The following is a 17,372-nucleotide window of genomic DNA, read 5'->3' as shown; positions in this document are numbered from 1 at the left end:
ATGTTTGGGAGATGAATTCCCGCTGGCGCGGGAATGACGGCGAGCGTCCATCAGCTTACGCCTTGTTATCGTCCACTTCGGAGAATTCAGCGTCGACGACATCGTCATCCGCCTTCGGCGCGTCCGCGCCCGGAGCAGCCGCAGCCGCCTGCTCCTTCTCGTAAATGGCCTGGCCCAGCTTCATCGCGACCTGCGCCAGTTCCTGCGCCTTCGCCTTCATTGCTTCAGCGTCGCCGCCCTCGACCGCCGATTTGGTCGCGGCGATCGCGGTCTCGATTTCCGACTTCAGGCCGGCATCCACCTTGTCGCCATGCTCGGAAAGCTGCTGCTCGGTGGTGTGGATCAGGCTCTCGGCATTGTTCTTCGCCTCGGCCGATTCGCGCTTCTTCTTGTCTTCCTCGGCAAAACGCTCGGCATCCTTGACCATCTGGTCGATGTCGGCGTCCGAAAGGCCACCCGAAGCCTGGATGCGGATCTGCTGTTCCTTGCCCGTGCCCTTGTCCTTGGCATGGACATTGACCAGACCGTTGGCGTCGATGTCGAACGTCACCTCGATCTGCGGCACGCCGCGCGGTGCAGGGGGAATGCCGACCAGGTCGAACTGGCCGAGCAGCTTGTTGTCCGCCGCCATTTCGCGCTCGCCCTGGAACACGCGGATCGTCACCGCCTGCTGATTGTCATCGGCGGTCGAATAGACCTGCGACTTCTTGGCCGGGATAGTGGTGTTGCGGTCGATCATGCGGGTGAACACGCCACCCAGCGTTTCGATGCCCAGCGACAGCGGGGTCACGTCCAGCAACAGCACGTCCTTGACGTCGCCCTGCAACACGCCCGCCTGGATCGCCGCGCCCATGGCGACGACTTCGTCGGGGTTCACGCCGGTGTGCGGTTCCTTGCCGAAGAAGTCCTTCACGGCCTCGCGCACCTTGGGCATGCGGGTCATGCCGCCGACCAGCACCACTTCGCTGATCTCGCTCGCGGATACGCCGGCATCGGCCAGCGCCTTCTTGCAAGGCTCCATCGTCCGCTTGATGAGGTCGGCCACCAGCCGTTCCAGATCGGCGCGGGTGATGTTCTTGACGAGGTGCTTGGGACCATTCTGGTCAGCGGTGATGAAGGGCAGGTTGACTTCGGTCGACTGCGCAGAAGACAGCTCGATCTTCGCCTTTTCCGCCGCTTCCTTCAGGCGCTGCAAAGCCAGCTTGTCCTTGGTGAGGTCGATGCCCTCAGCCTTCTTGAAGTCCTCCGCCAGATATTCCACCAACTTGGCGTCGAAATCCTCGCCGCCCAGGAAAGTGTCACCATTGGTTGACTTCACCTCGAACACGCCGTCGCCGATCTCCAGGATCGAGATGTCGAAGGTGCCGCCGCCAAGGTCATAGACCGCGATGGTCTTGCCGTCCTGCTTCTCCAGCCCATAGGCGAGCGCGGCCGCGGTCGGCTCGTTGATGATGCGGAGAACTTCCAGGCCCGCGATCTGGCCGGCGTCCTTGGTCGCCTGACGCTGGGCGTCGTTGAAATAGGCGGGAACGGTGATGACCGCCTGCGTGACCGTTTCGCCCAGATAGCTCTCGGCGGTTTCCTTCATCTTCTGCAGGGTGAAGGCGGAAATCTGCGAGGGCGAATAATCCTTGCCGCCGGCATTGACCCAGGCGTCGCCATTGGGACCCTTGGCGATGCTGTATGGCACCAGCTCCATGTCCTTCTTGGTCATCGGATCGTCGAAACGGCGGCCGATCAGGCGCTTCACCGCAAAGACCGTATTGTCGGGATTGGTGACGGCCTGACGCTTTGCGGGCTGGCCGATCAGTCGTTCGCCATCCTTGGTGAAGGCGACGATGGAGGGCGTCGTGCGCGCACCTTCCGCATTTTCGATAACCTTGGGCTTGCCGCCATCCATCACAGCAACGCAGCTGTTGGTGGTGCCCAGGTCGATACCGATTACTTTTGCCATTGTGTCCTCTTTGAACCCCAAATCATATTCAGCGGTTGACGGCCCCATACCTCACGAAAGCGCCAAGGCAAGGGCGTTTGCGCAAGGGATATAGGCGCGCTTTTGCTTGGCACAAGAAGCTGTGACGATTACCTCTGGGAAACGACCGGAAACGGGACATCAAGAAAGCCATTGCCCATGCGCGCATTTTACCCCCTGATCGCCCTTGCCGCCCCTCTGGCCCTCGCCGCCTGCGGCGACCCCGCGCCCACCTATGTCGACCAGGCCTGGGTGCGGCTCAGCCCCAACAAGGACACGCCATCCTCCGGCTATTTCGTCGCCCATGGCGGTGATGCGGATACAGCGCTGCGCGGCGTGCTCACGGACTATGCGCTGAAGGTCGAGATGCATGAGAGCATGAGCGAAGGCGGAAAAATGACGATGAAGCCGCTCGACAGCGTTCCCATCCCGGCAAAATCCAAGGTCGCCTTCGCGCCGGGCGGCAAGCATCTGATGCTCTGGGGCATCAACGACACGGCCATCAGCCGCGGCAAGATGACGCTCACCTTCCTGCTCGCCAATGGCGACCGCCTGCTGGTCGACGCCATCATCCAGAAGCCCGGCGGCGCCGCGCCCACCCCCGCTCCCCAGGGCAAGGAGCATGACGCGCATTGACCGGGCGCCCGCTGACCGAGGCGGAAGCCGCCCTCGCCCTGTCGGTTTTCGCCGCCGCCATCGATTATCGGCGCGTCCGCGTGCACAACCGCAAATGGTGGCCGTTTCAGCCGCGGCAAGTCACCATGGCGCCCGACGGCAACCTCTGGTTCCATCCGGAAAGCGGCCTGTTCTGCGCCGATTTCTGCGATAGTCCGCTGCACATACAGGGTCATTTCATCCATGAAATGACCCATGTCTGGCAGGCGCAACAGGGCGGCAGATGGTATCTGCCGCTGATGCGCCACCCCTTTTGCCGCTATGACTATGAGATTGTGCCGGGCAGGCCCTTTCACCGCTATGGCCTGGAACAGCAGGCGGAAATCGTGCGGCACGCCTTCCTCATGCGGCGCGGGATTCGCGTGGAAGGCAAGCCGCCGCTGACGACCTATGAGGCGCTGCTGCCGTTCGCAGGGGAAGGGAATGACAGGATCGGCCGATCGCCTTCTTAACCATAAACGCCAGACCGCCTTCAACGAGGGACATGCTGCATCCCGACGCCCTGTCCCCTGTCGCCTTCTCCTTTAAAATTAGGCTTTTGCGCGGAGAGCAAGCCATGCAGGTCGACAGCAACGACACTCTGTCCGAACGGGCGGAGCTCCACTTTCTAGCAGCATTGGTGGACGAGCTGATGCGCAAGCTGCTGGTTTCAGGCGTCCTCAGCCAGGCCCAGCTCAACGAGATAGAGCAGCAGGTCTCCCGTCGCGTCGGGCACAGTCCCCGCGCCTGGTAGTCTTTCAGGCCGCTTCATCCTGCTATATCATCGCCGGATGCGCGTCCTGACTGCCCTCCTGCCCCTCGCGGTCTTCCTTGCCGGACCGGCCTGGGCGCAAGAGTCCCGGTGGGCTGGCCATTATTATCTTAACGGCGTGATGGAGACCGGCTCGGAACTGATGCTCCGCCCGGACGGCCGTTTCCAATGGTATCTGGCCTATGGCGCGCTTGATCTGTTCGCGGAGGGTCGATGGGCCGAAAAGGACGGATCCGTCATCCTCACCTCCGAAAAGACGAAGGATGTACCCGAACCAGGCTTCGAGACGCTTGTCCTGAAGATCAAGGACAGGTCGCTCGTTCCTCCGGACGGCCGTGGCGCCTATGTCCGGCCCTGATGGTGCTTCTATTATCGGACTGCCGGCTCCAGCAGCCGGATCGTACCCGCATCGGCATCGATCTCCGCACGGCAGCCCACCGGCAGACTGAACTGGCTGGCGACATGGCCGAACAGCGCACCCTGGAAGGCCGGAACACCAAGGGGCGCCAGATGCTGCTGCAACACCTCCGCCAGGGTAAATCCGCCATAGGAAGCGCCGCTCGGGCCGCAATCGGTGCATTGCCCGAACACGACGCCCGCCACCTTGCCCAGCACGCCGGCGAGCGCCAGTTGGGTGAGCATCCGGTCGATCCGATAGGGCTGCTCGCTCACATCCTCGATGAACAGGATCGCTCCGTCGAAATCAGGCAGCCACGGCGTTCCCATCATCGTCGACAGCACAGTCAGGTTCCCGCCCAGCAGCCGCCCGCTCGCCTTCCCTCCGCGGAACGTCAATATGCGCCCGCTGCGCTGCACCAGCCTGTCTTCATGCCCCTCTGGACTGGCCATCAACGGCGTCGCCCCGTCGAAGGCGACGGCGCGAAAGGCATCCCAGGAAAAGCGCGGCCAACTGCTCGCGGCATTGGGCCCGTGGATCGTGACGAAACCGGCCCGCGCCGCGAACGCCAGATGCAGCGCCGTGATGTCGGAAAATCCGACCAGCAGCTTGGGATTGGCCCGGATCGTCGCGAAGTCGAGATAAGGCAGGATGCGGGCGCAGCCCCATCCGCCGCGCGTGGCGAACACCGCCCGCACCTGCTGATCGGCGAACATCGCATTGACGTCGGCGGCCCGCTCCGCATCCGTCCCGGCCAGATAGCCGTAACGATCGACCAGATGCCTGGCGGGCCTGGGCACCAGCCCCATGGCGACGATCGTTTCCTTGACCAGGTCGAGGTCGAAGGCGTCGTCGGTAAAACCTGCCGGTTCGATCAGGCCGACACTGTCTCCCGGACGAAGCCGGGGCGGCTTCACCGGGTCCGCGGCGGATGCGGCCAAGGCGCCGGGCGCTGCCATCGCGGCGCCCAGCACGGCCATCAAACCCCGGCGGTCCAGCCTCAAAAGACGCTTCCATTCTTGCGCCTATAGGTGCCCCCGGCCCACTGCATGTCGATGTCGGGATAATGCGCATCCCCCAGTGGAACGCGCCCAACGGCAAGGAACACGCAATCCTCGCTGCTTTCGTTCACCAGCTGATGACCATTGGGCTCGCCCTTCGGGAACGATGCCATATCGCCGACGTGCAGCGGCGTGCGGCTTCCCTCCTCGACCAGCACCGCTTGCCCGCTCAGCATGACGACGAACTCGTCCTCATCCTCATGCCAGTGCCGCTGGGATGATGCCGCACCGGGCTTCAGAACCACATGGCTGATGCCGAAATCGGACAGGCCGGTCACGGGGCCCAGCTTGCGCACCCACCGCCCGGCGACCGCACCGGCATAAACCGGCGGATAGCCCGTTCGATTGGTCTCTTCGACGGCCGCCAGGTCAACCTTGGGCATGACATATCCTCCTGCCGGCAGCGCCGCTTGCATCCTATGCATGCGCGCCTCGCACCCATTCCAGACAGCTTCAAATGCGCGTCGGCCTTCAACGCATTTTGCGAGCCACTGTCTGTTCCAGACAGCTTCAAAATGCGCGCTGGTCTCTAACGCATTTTGCGAGCCGCTGTCTGTTCCAGACAGCTTCAAAATGCTCTAACGCAACCCCATGAGCAAGACCAGCGCCGATGCCAGATCCATCGACATAGCCGAACAACTGATCGCCTGTCCGTCCGTGACGCCCGCCACGGGGGATGTGTTCGCGGTGCTGGAGGCGATGCTGAAACCCCTGGGCTTCACCATCGACCGCTTCCTGGCCGGAGAGGCGCCGGACGGACCGGTAGAAAATCTGCTGGCGTGGCGGACAACCGGGCCGGGCAGGCATTTTGCCTTTGCCGGGCATCTGGACGTGGTTCCGCCGGGCAATGGCTGGGCGAGCGATCCGTTCACGCCAGAGATACGGGGCGACCTGCTTTACGGGCGCGGCGCCGTCGACATGAAGGGTGCGATCGCCGCCTATGTCGCCGCCCTGCATGACCTGCCCGAAGACCTGCCCGGCACGATCAGCCTGATCATCACGGGCGATGAGGAAGGCGCGGCTGTCCATGGCACTCTGGCCCTGATGGACCGGATGGCCGCCCATGGGCTGCGCCCCGACCTGTGCCTGGTGGGCGAGCCCACCTCCTCCCGGCGACTGGGCGACGTCATCAAGATCGGCCGGCGCGGATCAGTCAACATGTGGATCCATGTCGACGGCGTGCAGGGCCATGTCGCCTATCCGCATCTGGCCGACAATCCGATCCCCCGCCTGATCCGCATCCTGTCCGCCATCGACGCTCTGGTGCTGGACGAGGGCAATGACTGGTTCCAGGCGAGCAATATAGAGATCACCGACCTGAATGTCGGCAACCCGACCACCAATGTCATCCCCGCCGCCGCGCAGGCCCGCATCTCCATCCGCTTCAACAACGAACATGGCGGCGCGGAACTGGTCGACCGCATCACCGCCATCGCCGCGGCCGAAGGCGGCAGGGTGGACGCGAAGATCAGCGGCGAACCCTTCCTGACCGAACCCGGCATGCTGTCCGATATGGTTGCTGGCGCGATCCGCGACGTGACCGGGGTGGTGGCGGAACTGTCGACTACCGGCGGCACGTCCGACGCCCGCTTCCTCTCGCGCCTGTGCCCCGTGGTCGAATTCGGCCTCAACAACGCAACCATGCACAAGCTGGACGAAGCGGTGGCTCTGGCGGATCTGCGCGACCTGACGGAGATTTACCGGCTGGTCACCATGCGCGCGCTGGCGACCGGGACGCCCGCCCAGTCATGACCTGAGGGTCAGCTTGAAATTGCCCTGGCCACCGGTGAAGCTATGGCGAAACGGGCGAGATAATCCTCCTCCCTCATCGGCCGCGCCAGATGGTAGCCCTGGAACAGCGTGCAGCCGATCACGCGCAGCATTTCCATCTGCGCCTCGGTCTCCACGCCCTCGACAACCACCTCCATGCCCAATCCCTGGATCAGCCCGACGACCGCACTGCAGATCGTGCGCGCTTCGGCCGAAACGGCGATGTCGCGGACCAGCGAGCGGTCGATCTTCACCCGGTCCACGGGCAACTCCCGCAAGCGCGACAGGTTGGAATAGCCGGTTCCGAAATCGTCGATGGCGATGCGCACGCCCTCCCGCCGCAGGGCGCCGATCTGGTCCAGCGTCCGCGCCTTCATCTCCATCGCAAGCGATTCGGTGATCTCCAGCTCCAGCATGACCGCCGGCGCCTGATGCGCGTCGATGGCATGGCGCAGGCGCATGAAGAAATCGGCCTGGCTCAACTCGCGGGAAGAGATGTTGATGGCGATCCGCTGCCTCACCCCGGCCCGCGCCCAACGCGCCGCCGTCTCGCACACTCGTCCCATGACCCAGTCGCCCAGCGCCACAATGGCGCCGCTTTCCTCCGCCACGGGCACGAAAGAGCCGGGCATCACCAGATCGCGTTCCGGATGCGCCCAGCGGACCAGCGCTTCGGCCCCGATTGCCCGACCACTGCCGATCTCGATCTGCGGCTGGAATTCGAGGAGGAACTCCTCCCGCTGCAACCCCAGCAAAAGGTCGCGTTCCAGTTCGGCGCGGTCGGCCGCTTCAAGCGCCAGTTCGGCGGTGAACATCTCCGCTCGGTTACGGCCCTGACGCTTGGCATGATACATGGCGATGTCGGCCGATCGCAGCAGCGCCGACAGGGTGTCGCCATGCTCGGGATAGCAGGCGACGCCGATCGAGGCGCCAAGGTCGACATGCTGGCTGCCGAGGTCAAAGCGTTCCCGCAGCGCGAACTGGATGGCGCGGGCGATGCGCCCGGCACTGTCCAGGTCGGCCAGGCTGGGCACGAACAGCGTGAATTCGTCGCCTGCCAGGCGGCCTATCAGGCAATCGCCCGCACCCGCGCTCGCCTGCGCCATGGCGACTTCGCGCAGGCGCCCCGCGACACGCGCCAGCAACTGGTCGCCCGCCGCATGGCCCAGCGTGTCGTTGACCCCCTTGAACCCGTCCAGATCGATGAAGAACAGTGCCGCCAGCCCTTCTTCGCTGCGCTCGGCCAGCAGGCGTTCGACCTGCCGGCAAAAGCTGGCGCGGTTGGCAAGGCCAGTCACCTGATCGAACAGGGCCAGCGCCTGCACATGGTCCAGGTTGGTGCGGACCTGGCTGAACAGGCTTTCCATCGCCACCGACAGGTCAGGCAGCTCCAGGCCGATCTCGCGCGGCACGTCCGATTGCAGGTCGCCATGCGCCGCGGCCAGCAGGCGCTCCGTCGCACCATCGATCGCGCTCGCGGTCGTCGCCACGGTCCGGCGCGCGGAAGCCCAGCTCAGCGTACCGCACAGGATCGCGATGATGAGGGAGCGGCCAATGCCGCCAATGTCGGTCGCCTGCCCCTGGCCCAGGACCAGCGACAGGATGAACACCAGCGCCCCCGCGGCGCAGGCGAAGGCAGTGGCGCGGCTCGTCAATGTCACGCCCTGCATGTGCCTCCCTGCCCTGCCAGCCCGTCGCGGACTGGATCAGCGGGATATGAAGGGCAGTGGTTAAGAAAAGGTCAGTGGATCCCTCGGAAATGCTTATTTTTTGCGTCGCATTATGACATAGAGTGCGCCTTCGCCGCCATGGCGCTGATGTGCGATCCGCACGCTGGCGATACGGTCGGCATAGCTGCTGGTTTCCAGCCAGTGGCCGATCTCGCCCCGAATGGCGCCGCGCCGCGATCCACCGCCCATCGACGGGCTTTTTGGCGGTTTGCCGGTAACGACCAGCATGATGCGGACGTCCCGCGCCCAGGCCGCGGCCAGTGCCTGGTTAAGCCTTGCATGGGCCGCCGACAGTGTGTGCCCGTGCAGGTCGATGGTCATGTCCGGTGCCAGGTTTCCGTTACGGATTCTGCGCTCCCAGCCCGAATCCAAAATGGCCGCCGGGGTACGGCCCGGCGCCGGCGCCACCCTCTGAACGGAGGGAGCCGTTAACCCTGTCCTGTCCTGTTCGGGGACGGGAAGCGTGGGGAGGGAGAGCGGCCGCGCACCCGGCCGCAGCGGCCTGACCGAGCGGGTCAGTGCCGTCCAGAGCGCCTGTTCATCGGAAGAGAGACTCCGTCGGGGCATGGCCGCATGCGGTCAGCGCTGCTGGGCCAGCCGCGCCGCCGATCCTATCGGCAGCAGGATGAGCGCGCTGCCCCGCGCCGACATGCCGCCCGCTATGCTGCGCGCGTTGCTGCCCGCGCCCCAGAAGCTGTCGAAGCGGTTGGCGCCCTTGATCGCCCCGCCGGTGTCCTGGGCGATCCATATGCCATTGGGTTCGGCCCGGTCGAGCGAAAGCAGCAGCGGCGCGCCCAGCGGGACATAGCTGGGATCGGCCGCCACCGTGGCCTCTGGCGTGACGGCGACGCCCATCGCCCCCAGCGGGCCGGGCCCGGTCAGTTCGCGGAAGAAGACGAAGCTCTTGTTCTCGTTCATGATCGCGGCGCCCTCATCGGGATGGGCGCGCAGATATTGCATGATGTCCTGCATCGATCCGGCCTGGATGAGGCCGCGATCCTTCATCAGCTTGCCGATGCCGGTATAGTCGCGGCCATTCTGGCCGTCATAGCCGATCCGCATGACGCCGCCGCCGGGCAGCAACAGGCGTCCGCTGCCCTGCACCTGCAGGAAGAAGAATTCCACCGGATCGGCCGCCCAGGCGAGTTCCAGGCCCTTGCCCGCCAGCGACCCGCCCACGATCTGCGATCGTTCGTCGAACGGCACCAGATTGCTGCCGTCCACCTTGCCGCGAATGGTCTTGCCCTTCAGGCTGTCGCTGAACAGGCCAAGATTGACGTCGATCAGATTGGACGGACGGCGATAGATCGGCACATCGTAACCGGGCTGCTGCGTCCGCGACCCTGCGATTTCCGGCTCATAATAGCCGGTAACGAATGCCTTTCCGTCGCCCACCTGCACCGCTTCGAAATAGCGGACGAAAAATTCGCTGGCCGATACCTCCGGCCAACTTGCAGCGGCGGCGCAGGCACTGTTCCAGTCCGCGCCGCGCGTCAGTCCGCTCTGGTCGCTGCGCCGCATCAGCGAAGGGCAGGACAAGCGGAAAGCCTGCAAAGCCTTGCGCGAACGCTCCCCCGACGGAATGAGGTCGATGATGGACGGGCCGGGCGTGATCCCTGCGCCGAGGGCGTTGGCGGTGTCGACTGGTGCCGTCACAGGCGGCGCAACCGGCACGGGCGGACGGGGGGTAGCGGGAATGGGACGGGTCGCTGTCTCACCACCCTCGCGAGGGGGCCGCGTCGGCGCCGGGCCACCCGCTCCAGGAGGTATCACACCGCCCGCGCAGGCAGAGAGCAGCAACGCCGCGGCCAGCGTGCCTCCCGACTGCCGCAGGCTCATGCCGCCTCGTCGGTCTCGCTGAGCTTCCAGTTGGGATCGGTGCTGCGCAGGTCGCGGGTAAATGTCCAGATGTCGTTCGTGCCGACCGCGTCGGTCAGCGAACCGGCAACGACATTGCCGTCCCGGTCACGTGTGACAGCGGCGATGTCCGCCTCGAAACGCAGCGATATCTCAGCCATCCGGCCGGTGACGCCCGCTTCGATGATCTGAACCTTTTCTATGCGCACCAGGCGGTTGTCGAGGACATGGCCTTCCGCCTCCCGCGCCGCGATCGCTTCCTCGAAGGAGGCGAGCACGTCGGCGTCGCAAAGCCACTCCAGTTCCTGGCGGTCGCCGCGCCAAAAGGCTTCAAGGACCATCTTGTAGGCCGCCTTCGCACCTTCCACGAACTGCGGAACGTCGAAGCTGCGGTCCGCCGCGATCAACGCGCGCACGCCCACTTCGCCGCCGGGGGCGATCAGCCCATCGGACAGACGGACCGAATCGCCCGCCATTTCCGGAACGGGGCGAGGCTGCACGATCGTTACCTTGGCACGTTCCTCCGCCGGACGAAGGGCAGGCTCCTGCTCATGCCCGGTGCGCTTGCCCAGCACGGAATATAGCCGCAGCGCCAGGAAACCGGCGATCATGGCGAGGATGACGATCACATACACGGGGTAAAGCACCCTTTGGGTTGAATCTGAAACTGTAACGCGACCAACATAGGCATGTTTCCCTGCATATTCAAATGGCCGCTTTTCAAGTGCCGCATTGCTCCCTCCTGCCGCCCCTGCTAAGCGCGCGGATCGACATGCGCGGGCATTCTGCCTGCCAGGCAAACCTTAAAACCAGGGAAAAGAGATGGCCGAGGAAGCCGATACCATTCAGACAACCGGCAATGGCGCCGACAACGGCCCGCAGATCGCGCTGATCAGCCAATATGTGAAGGACATGTCCTTCGAAAATCCGAATGCTCCCGCCGTCTACCAGTGGCAGGACCAGCCGCAGATCGACGTGCAGTTCAACATCGGCGCCGACAAGGTGGGCGAGGAAGTCGTCGAGATTTCCCTGAAGATCGAAGTCAAGGCCATCGCGCCGCAGGGCACTGCCTTCGCCGTGGAGTTGGTCTACGCCGCGATCTTCGGCATGCGCAATGTGCCAGAGGACCAGATGCAGCCCTTCATGCTGGCCGAAGCGCCGCGCCTCCTCTTCCCCTTCGCCCGCCGCGTGCTGGCTGACGCCATCCGCGATGGCGGCTTCCCGCCGCTGCTGCTCGAACCCATTGATTTCGGCGGCCTCTATGTCCAGCAGGCGCAAGCCATGGCCCAGACCACAGGCGAACCGGCCGGCCACGCCTGAGCGCAGCCATGGCTCCCACCCCGTTCGCCCCGAGCGTGTCGAAGGGAATGGCTGAGCCTTCCGAAGCCGCTTCGCTCCGCTCGGCACGGGGTTTCACCCAGCCCTACCCAAGGTTGGTCGTATGAAACTCGCCAAGGCACTCGGTTCGGTCGGCGGTCTGACGCTCGCCAGCCGGGTGCTCGCCCTGGTCCGCGATTCCCTGGCGGCGCGCTATGTCGGCGCCGGATTCGCGTCGGACGCCTTCAACGGCGTGGCCTTCCGCCTGCCCAACATGTTCCGCGCCCTCTTTGCCGAGGGTGCCTTTTCCGCGGCCTTCATCCCGATGTTCAACCGCAAGGCGGCTGGGCCGGGCGGCGTTGCGGACGGCTATCTGTTCGCGGAGCGCGCGCTGGCCGTGCTGCTGCCGGTGCTGGTCGCCTTCACCGCCCTGCTGATCGCGGCGGCATGGCCGATCACCTGGGCGCTCTCCGGCGGCTTTTCCCGCCAGAATCCGACGCCGGAACAATTCGCCTTCGCGGTCATGCTGTCGCGGATCACCCTGCCCTATCTCGCGCTGATCAGCCTGGCCTCGCTGCTGGGCGGCATCCTGAATTCGCTCGACAAATTCTGGGTCAATGCCGCCGCGCCGATCCTGCTCAACCTCGCCATGATCGCGGGCCTGTGGCTGTTCCACGGCGCCGACGAATATGAAACCGCCAGGGTGCAGGCAATCTCCGTCACCGTGGGCGGAGCGCTGCAATTGCTGTGGCTGATCCTGGCCTGCCGCCGGGCGGGCGTGTCGATGCGGCTGAAACGGCCGCGTCTAGACGCCGACGTAAAGGAATTGCTCCGGTTGATCGTGCCGGCGGCGGCGGGGGCGGGAGCGTCCCAGATCAACCTGCTGATCTCCACGGCGCTGTCGGGCTGGCTGCTCGCCTCGGGCTCGATCACCTACATCTATTATGCCGACCGGCTGAACCAGTTGCCACTGGGACTGATCGGCATCGGCCTGGGCACCATATTGCTGCCGACCATATCCCGCCTGCTGTCGACGGGGCAGGAGCAGGTGGCGATGGACACGCAGAATCGCGGCATCGAACTCGCGCTGTTCCTGACCCTGCCCGCGACCGTCGCCTTCATCACCGTGGCGGAACCGATCGTGCGGGGGCTCTTCCAATATGGCCGCTTCACCGCGCTGGATGCGCAGCGCTGCGGCTGGGCCCTGTCCGCCTTCTCCCTCGGGCTGCCCTCCTATGTTCTCGTGAAGGTCCTGACGCCCGGCTATTATGCCCGCGGCGACACGAAGACGCCGGTCCGCTATGCGATGCTGTCGATCCTCATCAACATCGTCGGCAATATCCTCCTGATCCCACTTCTGGGTCATGTCGGGCCGCCGCTGGCGACGGCGCTCTCCTCCACCGTCAATGTCGCCATGCTCTATTCTACACTTGTGAAGCGCGGCCATTTCGCCGCCGACGGTCAGTTGCGGCGGCGCCTGCCCCGCCTCGCGATAGCGGCGGTGGCCATGGGCGGGGCGCTCTATGCGGGCGAGGGACTGCTCGATCCATGGCTCGGCGGGATGATGGTCCAGCGCTATGTGGCGCTGGCGGTGCTTGTCGGCGTGGGAATCGCGCTGTACGGGGTGGCCTGCTTCCTGACGGGCGCCTATCGGCTCTCGGACCTGAAGGCGCTGATGCGGCGCAAAAGTGCAACCAAGACAGAGAACGGATAGAAGAATGCGCGTCCTTTCCGGCATCCAGCCGACCGGCAATCTGCACCTGGGCAATTATCTGGGCGCGATCCGCAACTGGGTGCGGATGCAGGACGAGATGGATGCGGGCAGCCAGTGCTTCTTCTTCCTGGCCGACATGCATTCGATCACTGTGCATGAGGGGCGCGAACAGCGCATCCGCAACGTCCGCGACATGGCCGCCGCGCTGGTCGCCGCCGGGATCGACCCCGACCGCTCCGTGCTCTTCAACCAGGCGCGGGTGCCCGCCCATGCGGAACTGTGCTGGCTGCTGAACGGCACGGCGCGGATCGGCTGGCTCAACCGCATGACCCAGTTCAAGGACAAGGTGGGCAAGGACCGCGAGGGCGCCTCGATCGGCCTGTTCGTCTATCCGGTGCTCCAGGCGGCGGACATACTCGTCTACAACGCCACCCATGTGCCGGTGGGCGAGGACCAGAAGCAGCATCTGGAACTGGCGCGCGACATCGCCACGAAGTTCAACACCGATTTCGGCGTGGAGCTTTTCACCCTGCCCGATCCGATCATCCCCAGAGAATCAGCGCGCATCATGTCGCTGCGCGACGGCACCGCGAAGATGTCGAAGTCCGATCCCTCCGACATGAGCCGCATCAACCTGACCGACGATGATGATGCGATCATGCAGAAGGTTAGGAAGGCCAAGACCGATCCCGAACCGCTGCCGGACAATGCCGGCGGGCTGGCCGGGCGTCCCGAAGCGAACAATCTGCTCGGCATCTATGCGACCCTGTCAGGAACGAATGTGGACGCGGTCTGCGCCGAATTCGCTGGCAGGGGCTTTGGCGCGTTCAAGCCGGCCCTGGGCGAACTGCTGGTGGAAACGCTCCGTCCCATTCGCACCCGGTTCCTGGAACTGCGGACCGATGACGCCGCGCTGGACGCCATCCTTGAAAAGGGTGCGGCCAGAGCCGCGGCGGCTGCCGACCCTACATTGCGGGCGGCCTATGACGCGATGGGGCTGATGCGCTGATGCCACAGGGGCCGTCAAAATGGCGGCCCCTTCCGGTTCGTGACGGAATAATCCATGCCGCGCCGTCGTAGGGATGGCAGGACATGGTTTGCGCCCGTTCGCCCGTTACGTGCGTTCAAACGATGTTCAGTTGCGTTTTGCTATGGCAGGACGCAAGATGTTTGGCAGGCGTAGTGCCTGATACAGGACGCAAGAAAAATGACCCGTTTCAAAAAGATCGGCCTCCTCGCGGCGCCCGCCCTGGCGCTTGTGGCGCTGTCCGGCTGCGCGACATCGTTCAAGGCTGACGTCGCCCGCTTTCAGCAGCTTCCGGCACCTGCCGGCCAGAGCTTCACGATCGTCGCCGACGATCCGCGCCTGGCAGGCGGCCTCGAATTTTCGCATTATGCCGACCTCGTCGGTCAGCGGTTGACCCAGACCGGCTATGTCGCCGCCGGCGACCCGGCGCGGGCCGACCTGATCGTGCGGGTGGCCTATGGCGTCGACAATGGGCGCGAAAAGGTGCGCTCGACCGGCTTTGGCAACCCCGACCCGTTCTTCTACGGCGGCTGGGGCTGGAGGGGCCGCTGGGGCCGTCCCTGGGGCTATGGCTTTTATGATCCGTGGCTGTTCGGCCCGGGCGGCTATAATGACGTGTCCAGCTACACCGTCTATACCGGCGACCTCAGCATGAAGATCGACCGCGCCGCCGACAATCGCCGCCTGTTCGAGGGCAAGGCGCAGGCCCAGTCGCTGTCGAACAAGCTGACCTATCTGGTGCCGAACCTGATCGACGCGATGTTCACGGGCTTCCCCGGCCAGAATGGCGAGAATGTGAAGATCACGCTGCCGCCCGAAAAGAAGGGATGAGCGGTTTGCCATTCTGATCGAAAATCACTTCGGGCGGCTCCCAGCCATGCCCTTTGCCCGGCGGTCGAGGATCGCCGGGCTTTCTTTTTTGGGCTTGGGCGGTCTGGCCTCGAGCGATCCATGATTGTCCCTTCCAAGGAGGCCATCAAGCTTTGCGCCGGAGGAAGACTGAAAGTGGCGCTCCGTCCGAACCCTCAGGCTTATGGGCTTGCAAGCATCAGGGAATGCGCCGCGCCGTCAGGATCTTCACCGGCTGCTCCAGCATCTGCCCTTTCATCACGCCCTCGCCCGCTGTCGGCGACTTGGGGGCAGCGAGGATCGCCTTCACCACATCCATTCCTTCGACCACATGGGCGAATACGGCGAAGCCCTGATTGTCGCCCGCCGCTTCCGGATGGGCGTCCATCCCCGGCATCTTGCCCAGAACGATGAAGAAATCCCCCGTCGCGCTGCCAGCGGCGTAGCGGGCCATGGAGAGAGCGCCATCGTCATGGGTGAGGCCCGTCTGGCTGGTGGGCTCATGCTTGATCGGCGGCAACAGGCGCCTGGGATCATTTTGCGCCCCGCCTTGCACGAAGCCATAATCGGCCGAGCCGACGCTTCGGTAGAAGCTGGTGCCGTCCAGCCGCTTCTGGTCGACATAATGCAGGAAATTGGCCGCCGTCACCGGCGCTCTTGCGACATGCACCGCGATCAGTATGCGGCCGGCGCTGGTATCGAGCGCCACCCGCACATCGGCCGGCGGCGCCGCAGGCGCGTCCTGGGCCAGGGCGGGGGCTAGGCAGAAGAAGGCGGCAAGGAGGAGGGCGAATTGTCGGATCATGGCGAAAGCCTAATCCAAAGCTCCTCGCCTGTCAGCCTTCCAACTGGCGCTGCAAGGCGCGAATATCGGCGTCGATATCCGGATTGCTCTGGCGCAGTTCCTCGATCGTGCGCACGGCATGGATCACCGTGCTATGATCGCGACCGCCGAAGATGCGGCCGATTTCAGGCAGGGAACGCGGCGTCATCTTCTTGGCCAGATACATCGCCACCTGGCGCGGCCGGGCCACCGCCCGCGCGCGGCGCTTGGAGCGCATTTCCGCCGGGTCGATCCGGTAATGCGCGGCGCAGGCCTTCTGGATCTCATCGACGGTGATACGGCGGGCATTGGCGCGCACCGCGTCCGCCAGCATCGCCTGCGCGAACTCCAGGTCGATGGACCGCCCGGTCAGTTGGCCATAGGCGATCAGCTTGTTGAACGCGCCTTCCAGCTCGCGCACATTGGAACGGATCGAACGCGCGAGGAAATCGACCACCGCGTCCGGCACTGGCGGATCGCCCGCAATCGCCCGCTTAGCCTCCAGGATCGCGAGCCGCAGATCAAGGCTGGCGGGGCGTATATCGGCGACCAGTCCGCCGGCCAGGCGCGACAGGATGCGCGCATCGATCGCGTCCAGCATCTGCGGCGCGCGGTCAGCGGTGACGACGATCCGGGCGCCCGAATCGATCAGGTCGTTGATCGTGTGCAGAAACTCTTCCTGCGTCGAACCCTTGCCGGCGATGAACTGGACGTCGTCGATCAACAGCAGTTGCGCCGCCCGCAGCCGCGCCTTGAACATCATGGTTTCGTTCGCCCGCATGGCGTTGACGAATTCCATCATGAACCGCTCGGCCGACATGTAGAGAACGGGCGCCGAGGGCGAATGCGCCGAAAAGGCCTGGGCAATGGCGTGCAGCAGATGGGTCTTGCCCTGTCCGGTCCCGCCATGGATGAAAAGCGGGCTGAAACGCGGCCGGCTTTTGGCCGCCATGGCCTGCGCCGCCGAAAAGGCGAGATGGTTGGTCTCGCCGGTCACGAACTGGTCGAAACGGTGGCGCGGCTGGAAATTCGATGCGGGCGCCTGATCATAGGCCGATCCGTCTTCCGCGATCGCGTCGGCATCCGCCTGCGGCAGTTCCAGAACGCGGGGACCAACGGCATTGGGTGCGCGTCGCAGGCGCACCTCGCGCACGCCGGCGCCAGCGCAACGCCATGCCATGCGCAAACGGTCGCCGAACTGGCCCGACACGAAATTGGCGCTGAAGTCCGACGCGAACAGCAGGTCCAGCGTCTGGGATTCCGGGCAATAATCGCCCAGTTGCGCCGCCTTCAGCCATTGGTCGAACATGCGCGCACCAATGTCGCGGCGCAGGCCGGCACGGATGGTCGCCCAGGCGTTCTCCAGGCGCGCATTCTGCTGCGTGTCGAGACCGCTCAAACTTCCAATCACTGCCGCAATATCCTTCAT

18 protein-coding genes are annotated in these 17,372 nt (G+C 64.8%); 9 read left to right on the top strand and 9 right to left on the bottom strand.

What is annotated here, in order from left to right; translation table 11 throughout:
• Positions 1-55: 55 nt before the first annotated feature.
• A complete protein-coding gene (gene dnaK / locus ACN9MX_RS00090; RefSeq protein ID WP_363830951.1) occupies positions 56-1,954 on the bottom strand; it encodes a molecular chaperone DnaK in 1,899 nt (632 codons plus the stop codon).
• Between the two features lie 177 nt (positions 1,955-2,131).
• Here dnaK and ACN9MX_RS00085 point away from each other — a divergent pair, with 177 nt between their 5' ends.
• The 4 genes from ACN9MX_RS00085 (at position 2,132) to ACN9MX_RS00070 (ending at position 3,756) form a co-directional block, all read left to right on the top strand.
• Positions 2,132-2,608: a copper chaperone PCu(A)C gene (locus ACN9MX_RS00085; protein ID WP_363830954.1), complete on the top strand. Its 477-nt coding sequence runs from the start codon at positions 2,132-2,134 to the stop codon at positions 2,606-2,608.
• Positions 2,605-3,099, top strand: coding sequence for a vgr related protein (locus tag ACN9MX_RS00080; protein WP_363830957.1), 495 nt, complete (start codon positions 2,605-2,607; stop codon positions 3,097-3,099). The genes ACN9MX_RS00085 and ACN9MX_RS00080 overlap by 4 nt, the downstream gene beginning before the upstream one ends.
• A gap of 104 nt (positions 3,100-3,203) precedes the next feature.
• Positions 3,204-3,380, top strand: a complete 177-nt coding sequence (locus ACN9MX_RS00075; RefSeq protein WP_166666373.1) for a hypothetical protein — start codon at positions 3,204-3,206, stop codon at positions 3,378-3,380.
• A 37-nt stretch (positions 3,381-3,417) separates the two neighbouring features.
• On the top strand, positions 3,418-3,756 hold the full coding sequence (locus ACN9MX_RS00070; RefSeq protein WP_133653387.1) for a hypothetical protein: 339 nt from the start codon (positions 3,418-3,420) through the stop codon (positions 3,754-3,756).
• A gap of 11 nt (positions 3,757-3,767) precedes the next feature.
• On the opposite strand, the gene ACN9MX_RS00065 is transcribed toward ACN9MX_RS00070, so the two are convergent.
• A complete protein-coding gene (locus ACN9MX_RS00065) occupies positions 3,768-4,775 on the bottom strand; it encodes a S66 peptidase family protein (protein WP_414714668.1) in 1,008 nt (335 codons plus the stop codon).
• Positions 4,776-4,795: 20 nt separating this feature from the next.
• Positions 4,796-5,239: a cupin domain-containing protein gene (locus ACN9MX_RS00060; RefSeq protein ID WP_363830960.1), complete on the bottom strand. Its 444-nt coding sequence runs from the start codon at positions 5,237-5,239 to the stop codon at positions 4,796-4,798.
• A 208-nt stretch (positions 5,240-5,447) separates the two neighbouring features.
• On the opposite strand from ACN9MX_RS00060, the gene dapE reads away from it, so the two are divergent.
• Positions 5,448-6,608, top strand: coding sequence for a succinyl-diaminopimelate desuccinylase (gene dapE / locus ACN9MX_RS00055; RefSeq protein ID WP_363830963.1), 1,161 nt, complete (start codon positions 5,448-5,450; stop codon positions 6,606-6,608).
• Between the two features lie 8 nt (positions 6,609-6,616).
• Here dapE and ACN9MX_RS00050 read toward each other — a convergent pair whose 3' ends face one another.
• The 4 genes from ACN9MX_RS00050 to ACN9MX_RS00035 all read right to left on the bottom strand — a co-directional run bounded on the left by ACN9MX_RS00050 (position 6,617) and on the right by ACN9MX_RS00035 (position 10,848).
• Complete coding sequence (locus tag ACN9MX_RS00050) at positions 6,617-8,296, bottom strand: putative bifunctional diguanylate cyclase/phosphodiesterase (protein WP_363830966.1); 1,680 nt, start codon at positions 8,294-8,296, stop codon at positions 6,617-6,619.
• 93 nt (positions 8,297-8,389) lie between these two features.
• Positions 8,390-8,923 (bottom strand): Smr/MutS family protein, encoded by a 534-nt coding sequence (locus ACN9MX_RS00045; RefSeq protein ID WP_363830969.1) that lies wholly within the window; start codon positions 8,921-8,923, stop codon positions 8,390-8,392.
• A 12-nt stretch (positions 8,924-8,935) separates the two neighbouring features.
• Positions 8,936-10,195 (bottom strand): murein transglycosylase A, encoded by a 1,260-nt coding sequence (mltA, locus tag ACN9MX_RS00040; RefSeq protein ID WP_363830971.1) that lies wholly within the window; start codon positions 10,193-10,195, stop codon positions 8,936-8,938.
• The gene (locus ACN9MX_RS00035) at positions 10,192-10,848 is read right to left on the bottom strand and encodes a Tim44/TimA family putative adaptor protein (RefSeq protein ID WP_363739559.1); all 657 of its coding nucleotides are present in this window, start codon (positions 10,846-10,848) and stop codon (positions 10,192-10,194) included. Before ACN9MX_RS00035 ends, mltA begins: the two co-directional genes overlap by 4 nt.
• A gap of 187 nt (positions 10,849-11,035) precedes the next feature.
• Here ACN9MX_RS00035 and secB point away from each other — a divergent pair, with 187 nt between their 5' ends.
• From secB to ACN9MX_RS00015, 4 genes are all read left to right on the top strand, one after another.
• Positions 11,036-11,533, top strand: a complete 498-nt coding sequence (secB, locus tag ACN9MX_RS00030; RefSeq protein ID WP_363739411.1) for a protein-export chaperone SecB — start codon at positions 11,036-11,038, stop codon at positions 11,531-11,533.
• A 121-nt stretch (positions 11,534-11,654) separates the two neighbouring features.
• Positions 11,655-13,244, top strand: coding sequence for a murein biosynthesis integral membrane protein MurJ (gene murJ / locus ACN9MX_RS00025; protein WP_363830974.1), 1,590 nt, complete (start codon positions 11,655-11,657; stop codon positions 13,242-13,244).
• Between the two features lie 4 nt (positions 13,245-13,248).
• The gene (trpS, locus tag ACN9MX_RS00020) at positions 13,249-14,253 is read left to right on the top strand and encodes a tryptophan--tRNA ligase (RefSeq protein ID WP_363739407.1); all 1,005 of its coding nucleotides are present in this window, start codon (positions 13,249-13,251) and stop codon (positions 14,251-14,253) included.
• 198 nt (positions 14,254-14,451) lie between these two features.
• Positions 14,452-15,102, top strand: coding sequence for a DUF4136 domain-containing protein (locus tag ACN9MX_RS00015; protein ID WP_133653397.1), 651 nt, complete (start codon positions 14,452-14,454; stop codon positions 15,100-15,102).
• Positions 15,103-15,319: 217 nt separating this feature from the next.
• Here the strand turns inward: ACN9MX_RS00015 and ACN9MX_RS00010 are convergent, their stop codons facing one another.
• A complete protein-coding gene (locus ACN9MX_RS00010) occupies positions 15,320-15,925 on the bottom strand; it encodes a peptidylprolyl isomerase (protein ID WP_363830976.1) in 606 nt (201 codons plus the stop codon).
• 31 nt (positions 15,926-15,956) lie between these two features.
• Complete coding sequence (gene dnaA / locus ACN9MX_RS00005; RefSeq protein ID WP_363830979.1) at positions 15,957-17,372, bottom strand: chromosomal replication initiator protein DnaA; 1,416 nt, start codon at positions 17,370-17,372, stop codon at positions 15,957-15,959.

It is taken from the genome of Sphingobium sp. R-21 (assembly GCF_049913335.1).
Taxonomy (GTDB): Bacteria; Pseudomonadota; Alphaproteobacteria; order Sphingomonadales; family Sphingomonadaceae; genus Sphingobium.
The sequence above is the reverse complement of the archived record's forward strand: the minus strand, read 5'-3'. Positions and strand labels throughout refer to the sequence as shown.